Source organism: Candidatus Chloroploca asiatica (assembly GCF_002532075.1).
GTDB lineage: Bacteria > Chloroflexota > Chloroflexia > Chloroflexales > Chloroflexaceae > Chloroploca > Chloroploca asiatica.
Genome location: NZ_LYXE01000063.1, coordinates 201,783 through 217,482, shown reverse-complemented (window position 1 = coordinate 217,482; position 15,700 = coordinate 201,783). Strand labels below are relative to the sequence as shown.

Annotated in this window: 17 protein-coding genes; 6 read left to right on the top strand and 11 right to left on the bottom strand. The window is 56.4% G+C overall.

The window, feature by feature from the left end; all coding sequences use genetic code 11:
* From A9Q02_RS06735 to A9Q02_RS06700, 8 genes are all read right to left on the bottom strand, one after another.
* The gene (locus tag A9Q02_RS06735) at nt 1-1,260 is read right to left on the bottom strand and encodes a glycosyltransferase (RefSeq protein ID WP_097651568.1); all 1,260 of its coding nucleotides are present in this window, start codon (nt 1,258-1,260) and stop codon (nt 1-3) included.
* A gap of 6 nt (nt 1,261-1,266) precedes the next feature.
* Complete coding sequence (locus A9Q02_RS06730; protein WP_097651567.1) at nt 1,267-1,941, bottom strand: class I SAM-dependent methyltransferase; 675 nt, start codon at nt 1,939-1,941, stop codon at nt 1,267-1,269.
* A 6-nt stretch (nt 1,942-1,947) separates the two neighbouring features.
* Nucleotides 1,948-3,072 (bottom strand): DegT/DnrJ/EryC1/StrS family aminotransferase, encoded by a 1,125-nt coding sequence (locus A9Q02_RS06725; RefSeq protein ID WP_097651566.1) that lies wholly within the window; start codon nt 3,070-3,072, stop codon nt 1,948-1,950.
* A gap of 81 nt (nt 3,073-3,153) precedes the next feature.
* Nucleotides 3,154-3,762 carry an acyltransferase gene (locus A9Q02_RS06720; protein ID WP_097651565.1) on the bottom strand — a complete coding sequence of 203 codons (609 nt, stop codon included), beginning with the start codon at nt 3,760-3,762 and terminating at the stop codon, nt 3,154-3,156.
* Nucleotides 3,763-3,832: 70 nt separating this feature from the next.
* Nucleotides 3,833-4,780 carry a Gfo/Idh/MocA family oxidoreductase gene (locus A9Q02_RS06715; RefSeq protein ID WP_097651564.1) on the bottom strand — a complete coding sequence of 316 codons (948 nt, stop codon included), beginning with the start codon at nt 4,778-4,780 and terminating at the stop codon, nt 3,833-3,835.
* Nucleotides 4,773-6,683 (bottom strand): asparagine synthase (glutamine-hydrolyzing), encoded by a 1,911-nt coding sequence (asnB, locus tag A9Q02_RS06710; protein WP_097651563.1) that lies wholly within the window; start codon nt 6,681-6,683, stop codon nt 4,773-4,775. Before asnB ends, A9Q02_RS06715 begins: the two co-directional genes overlap by 8 nt.
* Nucleotides 6,684-6,820: 137 nt before the next feature.
* A complete protein-coding gene (locus A9Q02_RS06705; RefSeq protein WP_097651562.1) occupies nt 6,821-7,963 on the bottom strand; it encodes a glycosyltransferase family 4 protein in 1,143 nt (380 codons plus the stop codon).
* Nucleotides 7,941-9,107 carry a glycosyltransferase family 2 protein gene (locus tag A9Q02_RS06700; protein ID WP_097651561.1) on the bottom strand — a complete coding sequence of 389 codons (1,167 nt, stop codon included), beginning with the start codon at nt 9,105-9,107 and terminating at the stop codon, nt 7,941-7,943. Before A9Q02_RS06700 ends, A9Q02_RS06705 begins: the two co-directional genes overlap by 23 nt.
* 309 nt (nt 9,108-9,416) lie before the next feature.
* On the opposite strand from A9Q02_RS06700, the gene rplS reads away from it, so the two are divergent.
* From rplS to A9Q02_RS06675, 5 genes are read left to right on the top strand one after another with little or no spacing between them, the layout of a single operon-like run.
* Nucleotides 9,417-9,782, top strand: a complete 366-nt coding sequence (gene rplS / locus A9Q02_RS06695) for a 50S ribosomal protein L19 (RefSeq protein WP_097651560.1) — start codon at nt 9,417-9,419, stop codon at nt 9,780-9,782.
* Nucleotides 9,783-9,786: 4 nt separating this feature from the next.
* The gene (locus tag A9Q02_RS06690) at nt 9,787-10,464 is read left to right on the top strand and encodes a class I SAM-dependent methyltransferase (protein WP_245860428.1); all 678 of its coding nucleotides are present in this window, start codon (nt 9,787-9,789) and stop codon (nt 10,462-10,464) included.
* Nucleotides 10,448-11,080: a ribonuclease HII gene (locus A9Q02_RS06685; RefSeq protein WP_097651559.1), complete on the top strand. Its 633-nt coding sequence runs from the start codon at nt 10,448-10,450 to the stop codon at nt 11,078-11,080. The genes A9Q02_RS06690 and A9Q02_RS06685 overlap by 17 nt, the downstream gene beginning before the upstream one ends.
* Before the next feature lies 1 nt (nt 11,081).
* Nucleotides 11,082-11,459, top strand: a complete 378-nt coding sequence (locus A9Q02_RS06680) for a hypothetical protein (protein ID WP_097651558.1) — start codon at nt 11,082-11,084, stop codon at nt 11,457-11,459.
* A gap of 29 nt (nt 11,460-11,488) precedes the next feature.
* The gene (locus tag A9Q02_RS06675; protein ID WP_097651557.1) at nt 11,489-11,986 is read left to right on the top strand and encodes a hypothetical protein; all 498 of its coding nucleotides are present in this window, start codon (nt 11,489-11,491) and stop codon (nt 11,984-11,986) included.
* Nucleotides 11,987-12,041: 55 nt separating this feature from the next.
* Here the strand turns inward: A9Q02_RS06675 and A9Q02_RS06670 are convergent, their stop codons facing one another.
* On the bottom strand, nt 12,042-12,515 hold the full coding sequence (locus A9Q02_RS06670) for a MarR family winged helix-turn-helix transcriptional regulator (RefSeq protein ID WP_097651556.1): 474 nt from the start codon (nt 12,513-12,515) through the stop codon (nt 12,042-12,044).
* A gap of 174 nt (nt 12,516-12,689) precedes the next feature.
* Between A9Q02_RS06670 and A9Q02_RS06665 the strand changes: the two genes are divergently transcribed.
* Complete coding sequence (locus A9Q02_RS06665; protein ID WP_097651555.1) at nt 12,690-13,553, top strand: DUF5656 family protein; 864 nt, start codon at nt 12,690-12,692, stop codon at nt 13,551-13,553.
* On the opposite strand, the gene A9Q02_RS06660 is transcribed toward A9Q02_RS06665, so the two are convergent.
* Nucleotides 13,542-14,501 carry a CobW family GTP-binding protein gene (locus A9Q02_RS06660; RefSeq protein ID WP_097651554.1) on the bottom strand — a complete coding sequence of 320 codons (960 nt, stop codon included), beginning with the start codon at nt 14,499-14,501 and terminating at the stop codon, nt 13,542-13,544. The two genes, A9Q02_RS06665 and A9Q02_RS06660, sit on opposite strands and share 12 nt — an antisense overlap.
* 8 nt (nt 14,502-14,509) lie before the next feature.
* A complete protein-coding gene (locus tag A9Q02_RS06655) occupies nt 14,510-15,655 on the bottom strand; it encodes a lipocalin-like domain-containing protein (protein ID WP_097651553.1) in 1,146 nt (381 codons plus the stop codon).
* Between the last annotated feature and the right edge of the window lie 45 nt (nt 15,656-15,700).

The window sequence follows — 15,700 nt, the reverse complement described above, 5'->3', positions numbered from 1 at the left end:
TTATTCTTTCCCCGCCACCGGTTTCATATCATCAATAACCTGCTGTACGAATGATGTGTAATTGCTCTCGGCGTTGAAGTGTTTGATGATCCATTGTTTTGCTGCCTGACGTGTCTGGTTATCTTTATAGTGATCATAGGCACACACGGCGCAAGCTATCTCTTCTATTGAGGGTTGCGCTGATAATAACCATCCATGTTCCGGTCGTACCAGTTCTGGAATACCACCTACAGCCGGTGCAATGCTTGGAATGCCGTGCGCCATTGCTTCCATAATTGAAACAGGTATACCTTCAGACTCACTTGTATTGATTAGCACATCAATAGAATGTGTTTTGAGGTAACGTAAGACTTCTTGATTTTCAAGATGACCCATAAATGTAAACCTGACTTTGCTGCGTTTTCCAAGAATCTTTTGGGCATATGTCCTCAGTTCATCCTGAAGATCTCCACCCCCAAGATGCACCCAATCTATATCTATTTCTTGTCCGATCTGTTCTGATGCAAAAGCAAGCGCATCAATGATGCGATCAATTCGTTTGATAGGTGTACAGAAGGCAATGGATGCAATCGCCACCTTGCCATCTGGTGATGGTGGCGTTAGCTCCTGCGCAATGCGAACACCAAGCCGCGCAATGGTAAGCCGATCCTGGGATATAGCATATTCCTTGTGCAGATAATCGTAACTTGCTTGCGAAATGGCGAAAATCTTATCAACTTTATCTCTGAATTGTCTTTTAAGAGCCATATAATGCTCTTTTTGACGCTCTTGATACACATCTGAACTGTGTGCTCGTGTGACAACTTTTTGTAATAAATTTTGCTGTTTTAACAACGCAGATCCATACGTTGCAATGTCAAACCAGTAGCTATAACAAACTACGGACTCGGCGTCTGTTTTTTTGCGCTTGTGCTTTAAGCTTGTATATATGCGTATGACTGTTGCTGTCATGCGCCAGGCAAGCAAGATACTATGGAGCGAGCAAGCTCTGTTTTGTTGTAACCAGATAACTTCACGTAGAAAGATTACAGAAAATAGCGCTTGAAAAAGTGAAAGAATTTTTGTTGAGGGATTGTTGTGAGCAATGCAGCGATCGATTGAGATATTTGTTGGAACCGGTCGTATCTCCCCCTTCGCAAGTATTGGAAGACAAGTGACTTTAACTCCCTCTAATTGACACCAATATCCAATCTCTGTCTCTAAGAATTGTTCGCCGGATCCATAAGGAAATGAACTCGTCAGAATCCAGATCTCTTTCATAGGTCGTTAAGCCTGTTTCGTTGCAATGATGAGCAGGCCATCCTGAAGTAAAGGATATTTTTTGAGGAGTACGTTGCGGTATAATCTAAATTTTGATGGGTAATCGGTGAATTCGATCGCTTCGACTTGGTATTGTGCGTCTGTTACTGCTTTTGCTAACGTAAAAGGCGAAAACCAGTACCGATGATCGGTGTTGATGATTTCTGCTTTGTATTGTCTTCGGTTTATTCTTCGGTAGGCATTCGGGGTTGTAATAATCAGTCTGTCAAAGTTGTATCGTTTCAGATCGGTCAAAAAAACATTGACATTTGGTACATGTTCAATGACATCAGCAGCAATGAGAAGATCGTATTTTCCTTCTGGTACCATTGAGGGATGGTAAATATGTGGAAAACCTAGCTTTTGCATCACCTCTATACCTTCAGGATTTATATCTACTCCTACGAGTTTGCTGCTGCTATGTTGTAATAACTCATGCAGGTACGTGCCCTCTTTGATTTTGCGCTGAATTAAAATGGTATGATCAGCACATCCGATGTGAAGAACGGATTTGTTCTGGGCAAGCTCAACCAGACGCTTGTTGCGCGAAACGATGCGCTGTTGCTTGGGTATCGCAAGCGACCATCCGTTTGAAAAATGCTCTCCACGAAGGTACTTGTGCGCTTCTTCAGAAATCAACATGATTTTTTAGATCCAGGTATGAATGGTATCGACAATCCTGGCTTGTCGCTCCTCCCCCAGTTCCGGATACACCGGGATCGCTAGGGTCTCCTCGGCCGCGTCTTCGCTCGCCGGGAAGTTGCCTACTTCGTAGCCTAGCCTGCTAAAGCATTCTTGTAGGTGGATCGGTACCGGGTAGTAGATTTCACATCCGATCTGGTGTGCCTTTAGGTGGGCCATGAGGTCGTCGCGGCGCTCGCTCCGAATCACAAACTGGTTGTAGATGTGGCGCCCGTAGCCCGCATCCTCTGGTAGCCCGATGTTCGCTCCGGCTGCGCTGAAGAGTTGGCGGTAGCGCTCGGCGTTCTGCTGTCGCGCTGCTGTCCACTCGTCGAGATAGGTGAGCTTGACCCGCAAGACGGCCGCTTGCAGCGCGTCGAGCCGGAAGTTGCCGCCGATGATGCGGTGGTAGTATTTTGGGTGCGCACCATGGCCGCGTAGCAGTCTGATCCGTTCGGCGAGTTTGGGGTCGTTCGTTGTTACCATGCCCCCGTCGCCAAAGCCGCCTAGGTTTTTTGAGGGGAAGAAGCTGAAACAGCCCATGTGCCCAATCGATCCGGCTCGCCGCCCGCGGTATTCCGCGCCGATCGCCTGCGCTGCATCCTCGATGACATAGAGGCCGTGATATTCTGCGAGGCCCATGATCGGTTCCATGTCGGCCATTTGCCCAAAGAGATGCACCGGCATGATCGCTCTGGTGCGCGAGGTGATCGCTGCCTCGATGCCCGCCGGGTCGATGTTGTAGGTTATGGGGTCAATGTCAACAAAGACTGGGTGCCCGCCGAGACGCGCGATCGAGCCGGCTGTGGCAAAGAAGGTGTACGGCGTGGTGATGATTTCGTCGCCCGGTTGCAAGTCAATTGCCATCAGGGCAACCAGCAGCGCGTCGGTGCCCGAAGAGACGCCAATGCCATAGGTACACTGGCTGTACGCAGCGACTTCCTGTTCGAAGGCTTCAACCTCTGGCCCCAGGATGAACTGTTGACTCGCAACGACCCGTTCGATCGCTGCCGCGATCTCTTCACGCAGTGTTGCATACTGGGCCTTCAGGTCGAGCAGTGGGATTGGCTCTTGATGTGATCCTGTTGTCATGGGCTTGTTCCTGGTTTCAGCCGCAGGCAGCGGTTGGGGCGTGTGTGGACACCTGACTGCGATGCGCACACGCCTGGTTCTTTATCCCGTCAGGGCCTGGTCTTCGGGCCAGTCGAGGCAGCGTACGAGGCTCGGTTGTTCTTCACGATAACGCCAACCGCTTATCTGGCACGTCATGATACCATTCTCGTCTGGCAGTGGCAAGCGTTGCCCGTGGCGACTCATCCAGCCTCGTTGTTTGCCAGGGACGCCGACGATCAGGGCATAGTCGGGGACGTTGCCACGTATGACGGCTCCTGCACCTATGAAGGCGTAACGCCCGATGGTCGCTCCGCAGACGATCGTCGCGTTGGCTCCGATGGTGGCCCCGCGCCGGACAAGCGTTGGCTGGTACTCGCGCTGGCGGTTGATCTGTGCACGTGGGTTGACCACGTTGGTGAAGACACACGATGGCCCGCAAAAGACGTCGTCTTCGAGTTCGACGCCGGTGTAGAGGCTGACGTTGTTCTGGATTTTGACGTTGTTGCCAATTTGTACGTGTGACGCAACCATGACATTTTGCCCCAGGGTGCAGTGTGCGCCGATGCTTGCGTGGGGCATGATGTGGCAGAAATGCCAGATTTTTGTGCCTTCCCCTATCGTGCAGGGTTGATCAAGATAGGCACTTTCGTGGGCGAAATATAGAGTCATATGGTTTTCTTCTTTGCTGGAACAAGCCAGCTACGCTGGCTTGTTCCAGCAAAGAAAAGCCAGCTCCCTGTCACGGTAACAATGGATGCCGCAGTGGTGGTTCGTCGGTGACGATCGGGGCGTTACGTAGTTGATGCACCAGTTCAATCGATGGTCGCACCTCGTCAATGCCAAAGCCCCCGCCAGCCAGGATGTCTTCGTAGACGCGGGTGTGCAGGTCGGTAAATCCTGCGGTGAATTCAACCTCTTGTTCGTCAATGGTGATCGAGCGGTAGGTTGTTTTGCTTCCGGCCTGGGCCGTAAAGGGCAGGTCGCGATGATCCACCGAGAGAAACCAGCGCACGCGGGCGCGTTCGAGTTCGAGGATGCCCCCCATTCGCTGTGGATCGTTGTGATGCACCCGCTGCTCAAGCACATCGCCAAAAAGCCAGATCAGCAGATCAAAGAAGTGGATGCCAATGTTGGTGGCGATCCCCCCCGATTTTTCGCTGATCCCTTTCCATGAGATGTGGTACCAGAAGCCGCGTGCGGTAATGTAGGTGAGTACCACGTCGTGACGGTGACCTCGTGGTGCTTGCTGTAGCTGTTCACGCAGGGCGATGAGCCGTGGATGGAGCCGAAGCTGCAGGATCGTGTAGATGCGTTTGCCGCTCTCTTGCTCAAGTTCTTGCAGTGGATCAAGGTTCCACGGGTTGATCACCAGCGGTTTTTCGCAGATGGCGTCGGCACCAATGCGCAGTGCCGCCCGGCAGTGCGCGTCGTGCAGGTAGTTTGGTGCGCAGATGCTTAGGTAGTGAACCCGTTGCTCTGCCGGGCCGCGCCGTAGTTTTTCGAGGTGACGATCAAAACGCTCAAATTCAGTAAAGAATCTGACATCAAAAGCATATTGATCAAGAATGCCAACCGCATCATTCGGGTCGATCGCCGCCACCAGGCGGTTACCCGTCTCTTTGATGGCCTTGAGGTGACGTGGGGCAATGTACCCCGCCACGCCCGTCATGGCGAAGTTTTTAGGCATGGACACCTCCCTGCATGCGTTGTTCGGCCCAGAGTCCGAACATCAAGAGCGCCCAGAGCTTTTTGCCGTGGTTGGCCCGCCCTGCGCAGTGGTCTTCAAAGAGGGTCTGGACGGCCATCGGTTGAAACCATTCGTCAAGCGCTGGATTGCCAAGTAGTCGTTCGCGGGCCCAGGTGCAGAGATCGTTGCGTAGCCAGTGACTGATTGGTACGCCAAAGCCCTGTTTGCCGCGGGCAGCAATTGCCGGTGGTAGTGTAGCGCCAAAAGCGGCTTTGAGCAACCATTTGGTGGTGCCTCCACGGATTTTGTAGCGCCTCGGTAACTGCGCCGTCCAGGTGACCCAGTCCACATCCAGAAACGGTGCGCGTGCTTCGATCGAGTGCGCCATCGTCATGCGGTCAGTTTTGGGGAGAAGGTCGCCCGCGAGATAGGTGGCATGATCTGCGGCCAGGGTGCGGTCGAGTTGGCTGCGTGCCTGCGCCGCATCATACGCTGCCGCCAGCCAAGCCGCGCTGTCGCGTGCGCCCGGCTCTTCCCGCCATCGTTCGTGGTACAAGGCCAGTTTTTCGGCGTGGTTGAAGTACGAGCCCCAGCGTACCAACGAGGCTTTGTGGGTGACAGAAGCGAAATGACCAAGACGCTTCAAGCCCGTGATCGGGTTGCGATCTTCTGGGAGCCACGCGGGTTCTGGGATCATTGCGGCCATCCCAGGTATTGCCTGCTGGGTAATCCAGTTTGGAAGGGCGGCATAAGGCCGCAGCCACCCGTCAAGCAGGTAGCGCCGGTACCCGGCAAGGGTTTCGTCGCCGCCGTCGCCACTCAGGGCAACCGTGACATGCTGGCTGGTCTGACGGGCCAACTCGTAGAGCGGCAGGGCGGCCGGGTCGGCAAAAGGCTCGTCAGCGGCAGCGGCCACACCTTCAATCACGCGCACGAGATCCTCGGGCCGAAAGATAAATTCGTAGTGATGGGTGCCGTACCGTTCGGCCAATTGGCGCGCATAGCCGACCTCGGAAAAGTGGCGTTCGACAAAGCCAATCGAAAAGGTGCGCACTGGCTCGCGGGTGCGTTCGGCCATCAGTGCGACAATGATCGACGAGTCGATCCCGCCACTGAGAAACGCCCCGAGCGGTACTTCGCTGATCAACTGACGCTCGACTGCCGCAGTCAACAATGCACGTGCTTGCTCAATCGCGTCGGCGTCGCTCAGTTCCTCTTTTGGCTCAAACTGGAGTTGCCACCAGCGCTCGATTCGCGGCGGTTTGCCATCTTCTACCACTAATTTGTGTGCCGCCGGCAATTGCTTGATATCGGCGTAAATCGTCAGCGGGTCAGGGGTGTACTGCAAACTCAAATAGTGATGCAGCGCCACCGGGTCAATGCGCCGTTCCACCCAGGGCGCCGCCAGCACCGCCTTGGCCTCAGAACCCCAGACGAGGCCGTGGTCGCTGTCGTGCCAATAGAGCGGCTTTTCGCCCATACGGTCACGCGCCAGCAGTAATCTGCGCCGCCGCCCATCCCAGAGCGCAACCGCAAACATGCCCTTGAGTCGCAGCAGCATCGCGTCGCCCCACTCTTCATAGGCATGCACGATCACCTCGGTATCGCTGTCGCTCGCAAAACGATGCCCACAAGTGCGCAATGCTTCACGTAACTCCTGAAAATTGTAGATCTCGCCGTTAAAGACCAGCGCAATGGTGCCATCCTCATTGAAGACCGGCTGGTGCCCACCGCGTACATCAATGATCGCCAGGCGCCGCATCGCCATGCCCAGCGCCCCTTGCACCAGGAAACCAGCGCTATCAGGGCCACGATGGTTCAGCGTCGCATTGAGTCGCTCGAGCAACGCCTGCTCGACAGGGCGTTCAGGATCACGATAGAGCACGCCGCAAATTCCACACATGCGTTTCTCCACCCCAGATAAGCTTCGTAGGCACTTGACAGTTTGCTGCCCTACGTAGTGCCGACTTTAGTCGGCCTCAGCCGACTGAAGTCGGCACTACAAAGGTCACGCTCAAAGGCTCTTTCTGCAACCTTGGCTTAGCGTGACAGTCCTCGCTCAAAGATCGCCAGATAGCGTGCCGCCGCATGTTCCCAGGTAAAAGCGCGGGCACGCATCCGGGCAGCGTCCCCCATCTGGCGCGCCAGGGTGCGGTCGTTCGCAAAATGGCGCAAGTACTCAGTCAGGGCCTCAAGATCCGCCCAGGCGAACCGGAAACCCGAAACACCGTCGTCAATCAATTCGTCAGTCCCACTCGTCTTTGTCACCACAGCGGGCAAGCCAGCCGCCATCGACTCAAGCGTCGCAACGCTCATCCCCTCGTTGAACGACGCAAGCACAAAGACATGCGCCGCTGCATAGCGCCCAGGAATCGCTTCACGCGGCACATAACCAGCAAATTGAACGCGCTGACTCACCCCGGCCTGCTCTGCCTGCTCGCGCAGCGCTGGTTCGGCATCGCCGGTACCAACGAGTTCCAGGACAACATCATACCCTTCGGCGACCAGACGGCGCACGGCTTCAATGAGATGGTGCTGGCCTTTCCGCTCAATGAGCCGCGCCACGCTTAGCAGGTGCAGCGGGCCATCATCATGGATCGGGGCCTGGGGGAACTGGGCCAGATCAACCCCATTGGGAATCAGATCAATCGTCAGCCCAGGCGCAACCGCCAGCATCATTTCAGCCTCGCCCTGACATTTAGCCACCAGATGCGACGCCCCAAGCCAGATCGCCTTGATCACCGGCGTCAGCACCGGATAGAGTGGCCCATACCGTCGTTCGAAACCAGGAATATCGGGGCCACAGACCCGCACCAGGTACGGTAAACCCGTAAGTTTACGCAGGGCCAGCGCGACCCCCCCGGCAGGCACGGCACTCCACGCAAAAACGGCATCGTAGGGATGCCTGCGCTGCAAACGCAACGCCAGGGGCAGCGCACGTGCCGCATACGTCAGCAACTCGCGGTTACTGGAATGGTGCAAATTCCGGTTTCTCACCGGCACCTTATAGATCCGCACGCGTTCGGCAAACTGCTCATGCTCAACCGCTCGCCCGAGCGCCGACGTCACCAGGTCAATCTGCAACCCTGGCACATCCGCCAGGCGCGCCAGAATCGCCCGGTTCACCGTCCCCGTCCCCCCACCCAACGGAGGGAACTCATTATTGAGCATGAGAATGCGCATAATTTCGAAATACTTTTCTAACAACGTAGAGTGGCCGGTGCTTCACTTCTTCAAAGATACGCCCGACGTATTCACCGATGACGCCGATGGTGATGAGTTGGATGCCGGCAAAGAAGAAGACGGCGACGACGAGCGTGGCAAAGCCGGGTGGCGAGAGGCCGATGGTGAGGCGTTGGATGGCGTAGCCAATGGCGATGAGGATCGAGAGCAGCGAGACGATGAGGCCGGCGACTGAGATCATGCGCAACGGAATGTAACTGAATGAGACGAGGCCATCGAGGGCGAGGTAGATCAGTTTGCTGATCGTATATTTGGGCTTGCCAGCATAACGAGCGTGCCGTTCATAGGCGAGTCCGGTTTGCCGAAAGCCAACCCAGCTCCGGATGCCGCGAACAAACCGGTTGCGTTCGGGCATCCCGTTGAGGATGTCAACGACCCGGCGATCCATCACGCAGAAGTCGCCCGCATCAAGGGGGATGTCAATTTGGGCGATGCGCTTCAGGATGCGGTAAAAACTCAGGTAGGCGAGTTGCTTGAGCATGCATTCTTTGCGTTGTTCGCGGATGGCATAGACCACCTCGTAGCCTTCGCGCCATTTGGCGATAAAAGCCGGCAATATCTCGGGTGGATCTTGCAGATCAGCGTCCATAATGGCGACTGCCTGCCCATGACTATAGTCCATCCCGGCACTGATGGCCACCTGATGCCCAAAGTTACGAGCCAGATCAACGACTAATACACGCTCATCCTGGCGGGCCAGATCTTGCAATAGCGCGAGCGTCTGGTCGCGGCTGCCATCGTTGACAAAGATGATCTCGTAGCTAAGATCCAGCGGGTCAAGGGCTGCGATGATCCGTTGATAGAGCGTTGGCAGATTCTGTGCTTCGTTGAAGGCCGGGATCACCAGCGAGAGTTCAACGGTTGGTGGTCGTCGCGGGGGCAATTGAGGGGCAAGAATGCTTGTTTGCGCCAGCCCTATGCTCGAGTTGTTGGCCCCTGTCAAAGCTGCCAGGGTGCGGCAAAAGTGGAGAGCCGCTTCTGGATCATCAGTCGGAATAGGTGCAAAGGCGAGTGGGGCTTCGGAGCCTGGTGATGTTGGTCTCCTCGTGGCAGTTTCATTGACCGTTGCGGTTTTGCTCGCCATATCCCATTTCCTTCCAGGTCTTTTCTCTCTTTGCCTTGTTCTATTATACGTACCTGGAAGAACCAGGGTTGTACCAGAATGCTACCCGTGCTTGTGCTGGCCGTTTGCCCCAGCACAAGCACGGGTTTTTAGGGCGACAGCCTCTAAGGCTAAAAAGTTGTCTTGGATGAAACCCTATGGTATACTGAACGCTTGTGAACTGCACTGGCAGCGTCTTATGCTGCTCTGCTTGCTTATTCTGTTGCCTCATCAGTCCCGCGTTGGTGCGGGCGCCTGGTGGAGGTTGATGCTGAAAGGAACGACATCGTCATGTCGCAGCAAACCCTGGACGATTTGGCCCAACGCTATCTCAAGCCTGCTCTTCCTGAGTTTCAGGTTGGTGATACGGTTCGCGTTGGGGTGAAGGTGGTTGAAGGAACTCGTGAGCGTGTGCAGGATTTTGAGGGTGTGGTGATTCGCCGCCGCAGTGGTGGCTTGAATGAGAATTTTACGGTGCGCCGCATTGCTTCCCACGGGATCGGTGTTGAGCGTACCTTTTTGGTGCATGCTCCTCGGGTTGATTCGATCAAGGTGATTCGGCGTGGTAAGGTGCGTCGGGCCAAGCTCTACTATCTGCGTGGGCGTTCGGGCAAAGCGGCGCGGATCAAAGAGCGTCGCGATACGGTGCGTCGCTAATCTGGTGTTGTTCTATCGCCAGGTGGTGCGCTGGGCCTTTCATATGCTCTACCACGAGTTTGCGTGGAGTTATGATGCTGTAGCGGCGCTGGTGTCACGTGGGTATTGGCAGCGCTGGACAGCAGCAGCGCTGCCAGAGTTGCAGGGTGTTACGCTTGAGCTTGGTGTGGGGCCGGGCCACATGCAACTGGCTCTGTCCAACCGCGTCGCGACTTTTGGGTTGGATCGCTCGCCCACGATGCTTGCCCTTGCTGCCAGACGTCTGCGTCGGGCAGGGATACCCCCCCGTTTGATGCGTGCTGATGCCGCTGCGCTGCCTGTGTGCTCGGCGGCTTGTGCAACGGTTTTTGCCACCTTTCCCTCGGAATATATCGTTGATCCCGCAACGCAGGCTGAAATTCGCCGCGTGTTGATGCCCGGCGGACGGTTGGTGCTGGTGCCGTTTGCCGAACTGGATGCCGGTTGGTATCAACGGTTGATGGCGCTGGCGTACCGCCTGACGCTTCAGTTCCGCCCGCGTGCCGATCACCAATCCGACCAGGAATCCTCCTTGACTGGGACGCCCGAGCGCCTCGAACTGGCCGGGATCGTGCTTCATGGCCGCTGGGTGAGGGTCGGGGCGAGTCGGGTGATGGTGATGGTTGGTACTCACGGTCAGGAGGCATATGGCACCGACCTGTGAATACGAACGCGATCTCGTGGCGCAGGGCTATCAGGTGATTGCTGGTCTTGACGAGGCCGGTCGTGGGTGCTGGGCCGGGCCGGTCGTGGCGGCTGCGGTCGTCTTTCCGCGTGATCTGTTGATGAACTCGGAGACTCTGCGCGGCATTGACGACTCCAAGCAACTCTCTGCTCTTGCGCGTGAGCAGGGCTATGCGCAGGTGCGGCGATGGGCCTCAGGTGTTGGCGTTGGCATTGTCCCGGCCTACCTGATTGATGCCTATGGCATCATTGCTGCGACGAGGCTGGCAATGACAGTTGCGTTGTTGCAGTTGCCCTGTCAACCTCATGCCCTTTTGCTTGATGCCCTGGTCTTGCCAACGCTCCGCGTGCCACAGCAGCCGTTGATCAAAGGTGACGCCCGCTCACTCTCGATTGCTGCTGCCTCGCTGGTCGCCAAAGTGACCCGCGATCGCCTGATGCAGACTGCGGATCGGGCCTTTCCGGTGTACGGTTTTGCCGCGCACAAAGGCTATGGCACGGCTCGCCATCAACGCATGCTGGATCAGCACGGCGCATGTGTGTTGCATCGGCGTACCTTTGCCCCGTTGCTTGCCCTGCACGCCGAGGGAGCCTGACATGCGCTTTCGTACCCACCTGATCACTTCGTTGCTTCTCGGTGCGGTCTGCTATCCTCGGCAGCCTGTTCAATTTGCGTCTGTCGTGGTTGGGGGGACGTTGATTGATCTTGATCATCTGGTGATCTATGCGCTGCGTACTGGTGATTGGAGCATCGTTGGGGCACTGCGGTATGATCGCTATCGTCACCTACCGTTGCAGCCAGGTGATCATCGCCCGCGCTATGGCTTTTTGCGTTCGTGGTTGCATCGCCCCCTCTTGAGCCTGCCCCTCTGCTGGGGGCTCGCCTGGCGGTATCCTGCCTTGCGCCCAGTGGCCCTGGGAGTGACCCTCCATTTGATCCTTGATCGTCGCTGGAAGGGTTCTGTGGTACACTGAAGATCAAGCAATCAAGAAGGGAGGCCAGGATGGATGAATTCCTTGATCCGCTGGATTCCCAGCAGGAAGATCCCAGTGGTGAATTAGAGCGGCTTGCTCGTGAAGCACTGGAGGCACAAGCAGAGACGAATGATCCTATTGCGACCCGCCAACGTTGCCAGCGTGTCATTGATCTCTATGCTGGTGGCTGGGTTCAGAATGAACGTGACAATTTTCATGCCGCATGGGTGATGATCTGCGGTGAAAGTCAGGGTCATTTTAGCCTGGCGCAACTCTTTGCGCGCCGGTCGGCTGAACTTGGTGAAGATCGGGCCTGGACGTTGTGGGCGATGGCGTGGGATCGCTGGCTGGTAGCCGGAGGGAAACCACAACGCTTTGGTACCCAAATTATTAAACAGCACGGACGTTGGTCACTCGGGGTTGTTGATCCGGCTATTAGTGATCTCGAGCGTGCCCTATTTGCTGTGCCCCCACTTTATGTGCAACTTCAGCGCGCCGAACAGTTGCAGCGCCAGGAGAATAACTGAATCGCCAAAAGGCTGCTCGGACTTCTGTCCAGCAGCGTTTTGGCGGGCCATCAGGTCAGACGGTATCAGGAGGCACTTCCTGGAGACCGGTGAAGAGTTGTTGCAAAAGATTACGCAATTCCTGAACCTGTGGCTGCGAGAGAGTTCGCATGCGCCGATGCACACCCGCATGATGGCGTGGTCGGATATGGCGGAGCTTTTCCGCCCCAGCTTCGGTGAGACAGATCAGGCTCACCCGACGATCCTGCGGGTCGGGACGACGTTCAACGAACCCTTTGCTGATCAGGCGGTCGACGATGCCAGTCAAATTGCTGTTGTCACAGAGCATGCGACTGCTGATTTCGCTCAGCGGAACCCCCTGGGCGTTGGCGTAGGTCAAAATCATGAACTGAGGTACCGTCAGAGCCTCGCTACGTAAATCGTACCGATTGTAGGTCTCCATCATCGAACTAATCTGGCGGATCAGAGTGTACGCCTCAAGTTCAGGAGTGAGCAGTTCTGGTGAGGGTAGCTCAGAAGGCAGACTCATAACATGACTTTCGTGTACTGTTTCGAATGAGACAATTTGGGGATCACTCTTTTGATAGCTCAAACTATAACATGTTTTACCGCACAATGTCAATAAGTCATACATGTTTTGCACAGCAAACCTGTGCAAAATGTGGGACAAGCATGAAACCTTTCCGGGGTGAGGAGGACGTGTATGCTCTCGGCGAGTTCACCAGTGCCGCGTTTTGATCGCATTGTTTCGCTGATCTTTGTGATCTTGATCGGCCTGGGGGTGATTTTTCTTATTGATGGGAATCCTGACACCCTGCGGATTGTGCCGGGAGGTGATCTGCCAACGATTACCCTGTCGTGGTTTCTGGTTGCGTTGCTGACCATCATTACGAGTGCTGCTGCCGATCTGTTGGCTCGGGCGCATCCACAGTTGCAGACACGTACGCTGCCCGAGGTCAACCTTGGCTTTGTGCGTTTTGAAGTGGTGCCCAACTTCTGGGTGTTGCCCTCGTTGAGTGTGGTTGGTTCGTTTGCGTTTTTCAGGCTCTTTAGCAATGCCTTCGAGGGCCTGGCTTTTGTGCTGGCCCTGGTTGCTGCTGGCAGTTCGCTTTTGATTGTCTTGCTTGCCCAGCATTATGTGCTTGATCGTACGCCCAGGGTCAGTCAGCTTGCGCAGGTGGTCTTGCAAGCGGTGGGCTATCTGCTGGCGTTTGGTATCTTTAGTGCAGTGAGTTATACGGGCTATCGTACGCTCTATTCAGCCTCGATGATTGGGTTGACTGGTGCGCTGCTTGCCTATGCGTTGCTGGCGTATCATCCGCGTACGAGTACGGTGCTCCTCGCGCTGCTGGTTGGTCTCGTGCTTGCTGAAGCGACGTGGGCGCTGAATTACTGGGCTACCTCTTTTTTGATCGCCGGAACAGTGCTCCTGGTGCTCTTTTATGTGGTGGTCAGTCTGTTGCAACATCAGGCTGCCGGTCGCCTGCAGCGCCGGATGTTGCTGGAGTACGGCGTGCTGGGCGGGGCTCTTTTTGTGACGATTGCCTATGTTGCGTTATTGATCTAGCAGTTCGTCGTGCCGCTGGCGCCAATGGCTGGCCCGCTCGGTCGTGTCCGCACAGCGATCCAGGTTGGCAACGATGTGCGGGGCAAGCGTTTCGAGGTCAGGCCCAATCAGGATGAGCCGGTTGAGCGGTTGCTGGTGTCTTTGTGGCCGTACGCTCGTGAGGCTGTGCCGTCCAAAGACGTGGTGGACTTCGTTGGGCCAAGGGGCATCAGTGCAGTGGACGAGGCCCTTCGCTCGGTAGACCCGATCGGGCAGGCTCGCTAGGGTTTGCTCGAATGCACTGCGTATCAAGGGCGTGTCGTTGCTCCAGGTGAGCGCACTGAACCCGTCTTGCGTGCGGTGCCCGGGGTACGCGGGCGGGTCTTCCCCTTCCATCTGAAGGCTAAAGAGCAGATCAGCAGGAACGTGGCCCTGGATCGTTGCGACAAGCGCGGCACGGGCATTGATGCGTTGCACCTCTTCGCTGACCTGTTTGCATCTTTCTGTAGAAATAAGGTCGGTTTTGTTGAGGATGATCAGATCGGCTGCCCGCAGTTGCCAGGCAGTGACTGGCGAGGCGGCGAGCGCCGCTGCCAGATTGGCGGCATCAACCACCGTCACAATCGCATCGAGAGGCAGTTCGGCGGCTCGGATGCGGCGCACCAGGCCCCCTGGTTCAGCGAGGCCACTGGTTTCGACCAGAATTTGCTCGGGATGGTAGTCAAGCAACTCTTCGACGGCCAGCAGGAAATCCGAGCCTGCTTCGCAACAGACGCAGCCTCCGGCGAGTTCAACGATCGGGGCGTGACCGCTGCGGGCGAGCGTTGCGCCATCCAGGCCGATCTGGCCAAATTCGTTGACAATTACGCCCAGCCGCCGACGCGGGCTTCCCTCTGCCACCAGTCTGCGCACGAGCGTTGTTTTGCCACTGCCCAGAAAGCCTGTCACGAGTGTCAAAGGTGTTTGCATAGTTCAACCTACCAGCGACAATCAACCGAACGACAATCGTCGCCTGCATAGCCGGTCAATTCGACATAGCCGCGCCCGCTAAGGGGTTGCCCGCCCTGTGAACCGCGAACATCCACTGCGCCTTCCCAGTAGATGATCGTGACGGGTAACTCCTGGTCACGCAACACGGGTTGGATGGTGAGTTCGAGGTCAAGCTCAGGAAGGGTCATACGCCAGCCCGATGGGTAGACGGCCCCGCTACGCGGGCTACGCCAGGTGTCGAGAACCTCGAGCGTCACTGGGGCTTGATCCAGGATGCGTATCGTGCCGTCCGCCTCGACGAGTGAGCCGAGGCGGTAGCTGATGGCATCGGCGGTTCGCACCTGTGCGTACATTATTTCGCGTCCATCATCAAGCTGAATGCTGAACCAGTCCCACCCGACGGCCCCATCTTCAAGGGCACTGGTGCCCCATTCGTGGTCCATCCAACTGAACCCGGTGACCGCATACTGTGCGTCACCGATGCGCACGGTGCCGTTTGTCTCCATCCGGGTCAGCGAATAGTAGAACGACGCATTGCCGAGGGTCGAACCCTTCTGGCTCAAGCCTTGGTCGCCCTGAAGCGCCGGAGCTTTGCGGCTCACGAGGGTCAAATCGAGAGCAACATCCGCTTCGGCGGCGCGGAGGCGCATTGTCATTCCCTCGGGGCCACTTCCCTCGGCTGACCAATCTTCGAGGAAGACCCGAAACGGCTCACCCGACGCCCCGGCGAGGCCGACTGCATCGCGGCTGAAGCGTTCGAAGGCATAAAAGCGCCCATTCGCCACATCACTGAGCGCCAGATGAGCCATATAGATCGCACTGGTTCCCCAGGGCGAAGCCCGTTCGGGCGGCTCAGGCGTCAGCGCACTACGAAAAAAAGTCAACTGATAACCGAAATGGCGCTCACCGGCGTCAAGGTTGCCTGTATAGTACCACCATTCAATCGCATACTCAGGGTGAGGGCCGTGATCCTGTGGGAAGACAAAGGGACGTGGTTCGAGCACCCGGGCAAACCCACTGTCACTTCCACGGTTGATGGCCTCAACCGCATCGAGGCGCGCCGTAATTGAGGGTGGCGGAGCGGTGCAGCCTGTGATCAGCAGGATACCAATCAAAATGAGCCAATAGGGCATATCTTTCACGCTCTTCTAGCGGTATATGATTGTGTCAACCTAATT

Bases quoted from the DNA above. Each gene is read 5' to 3' on its own strand.
- A9Q02_RS06735 (WP_097651568.1), bottom strand. From the start codon at position 1,260: ATGAAAGAGATCTGGATTCTGACGAGTTCATTTCCTTATGGATCCGGC.
- A9Q02_RS06730 (WP_097651567.1), bottom strand. From the start codon at position 1,941: ATGTTGATTTCTGAAGAAGCGCACAAGTACCTTCGTGGAGAGCATTTT.
- A9Q02_RS06725 (WP_097651566.1), bottom strand. From the start codon at position 3,072: ATGACAACAGGATCACATCAAGAGCCAATCCCACTGCTCGACCTGAAG.
- A9Q02_RS06720 (WP_097651565.1), bottom strand. From the start codon at position 3,762: ATGACTCTATATTTCGCCCACGAAAGTGCCTATCTTGATCAACCCTGC.
- A9Q02_RS06715 (WP_097651564.1), bottom strand. From the start codon at position 4,780: ATGCCTAAAAACTTCGCCATGACGGGCGTGGCGGGGTACATTGCCCCA.
- asnB (WP_097651563.1), bottom strand. From the start codon at position 6,683: ATGTGTGGAATTTGCGGCGTGCTCTATCGTGATCCTGAACGCCCTGTC.
- A9Q02_RS06705 (WP_097651562.1), bottom strand. From the start codon at position 7,963: ATGCGCATTCTCATGCTCAATAATGAGTTCCCTCCGTTGGGTGGGGGG.
- A9Q02_RS06700 (WP_097651561.1), bottom strand. From the start codon at position 9,107: ATGGCGAGCAAAACCGCAACGGTCAATGAAACTGCCACGAGGAGACCA.
- rplS (WP_097651560.1), top strand. From the start codon at position 9,417: ATGTCGCAGCAAACCCTGGACGATTTGGCCCAACGCTATCTCAAGCCT.
- A9Q02_RS06685 (WP_097651559.1), top strand. From the start codon at position 10,448: ATGGCACCGACCTGTGAATACGAACGCGATCTCGTGGCGCAGGGCTAT.
- A9Q02_RS06680 (WP_097651558.1), top strand. From the start codon at position 11,082: ATGCGCTTTCGTACCCACCTGATCACTTCGTTGCTTCTCGGTGCGGTC.
- A9Q02_RS06675 (WP_097651557.1), top strand. From the start codon at position 11,489: ATGGATGAATTCCTTGATCCGCTGGATTCCCAGCAGGAAGATCCCAGT.
- A9Q02_RS06670 (WP_097651556.1), bottom strand. From the start codon at position 12,515: ATGAGTCTGCCTTCTGAGCTACCCTCACCAGAACTGCTCACTCCTGAA.
- A9Q02_RS06665 (WP_097651555.1), top strand. From the start codon at position 12,690: ATGCTCTCGGCGAGTTCACCAGTGCCGCGTTTTGATCGCATTGTTTCG.
- A9Q02_RS06660 (WP_097651554.1), bottom strand. From the start codon at position 14,501: ATGCAAACACCTTTGACACTCGTGACAGGCTTTCTGGGCAGTGGCAAA.
- A9Q02_RS06655 (WP_097651553.1), bottom strand. From the start codon at position 15,655: ATGCCCTATTGGCTCATTTTGATTGGTATCCTGCTGATCACAGGCTGC.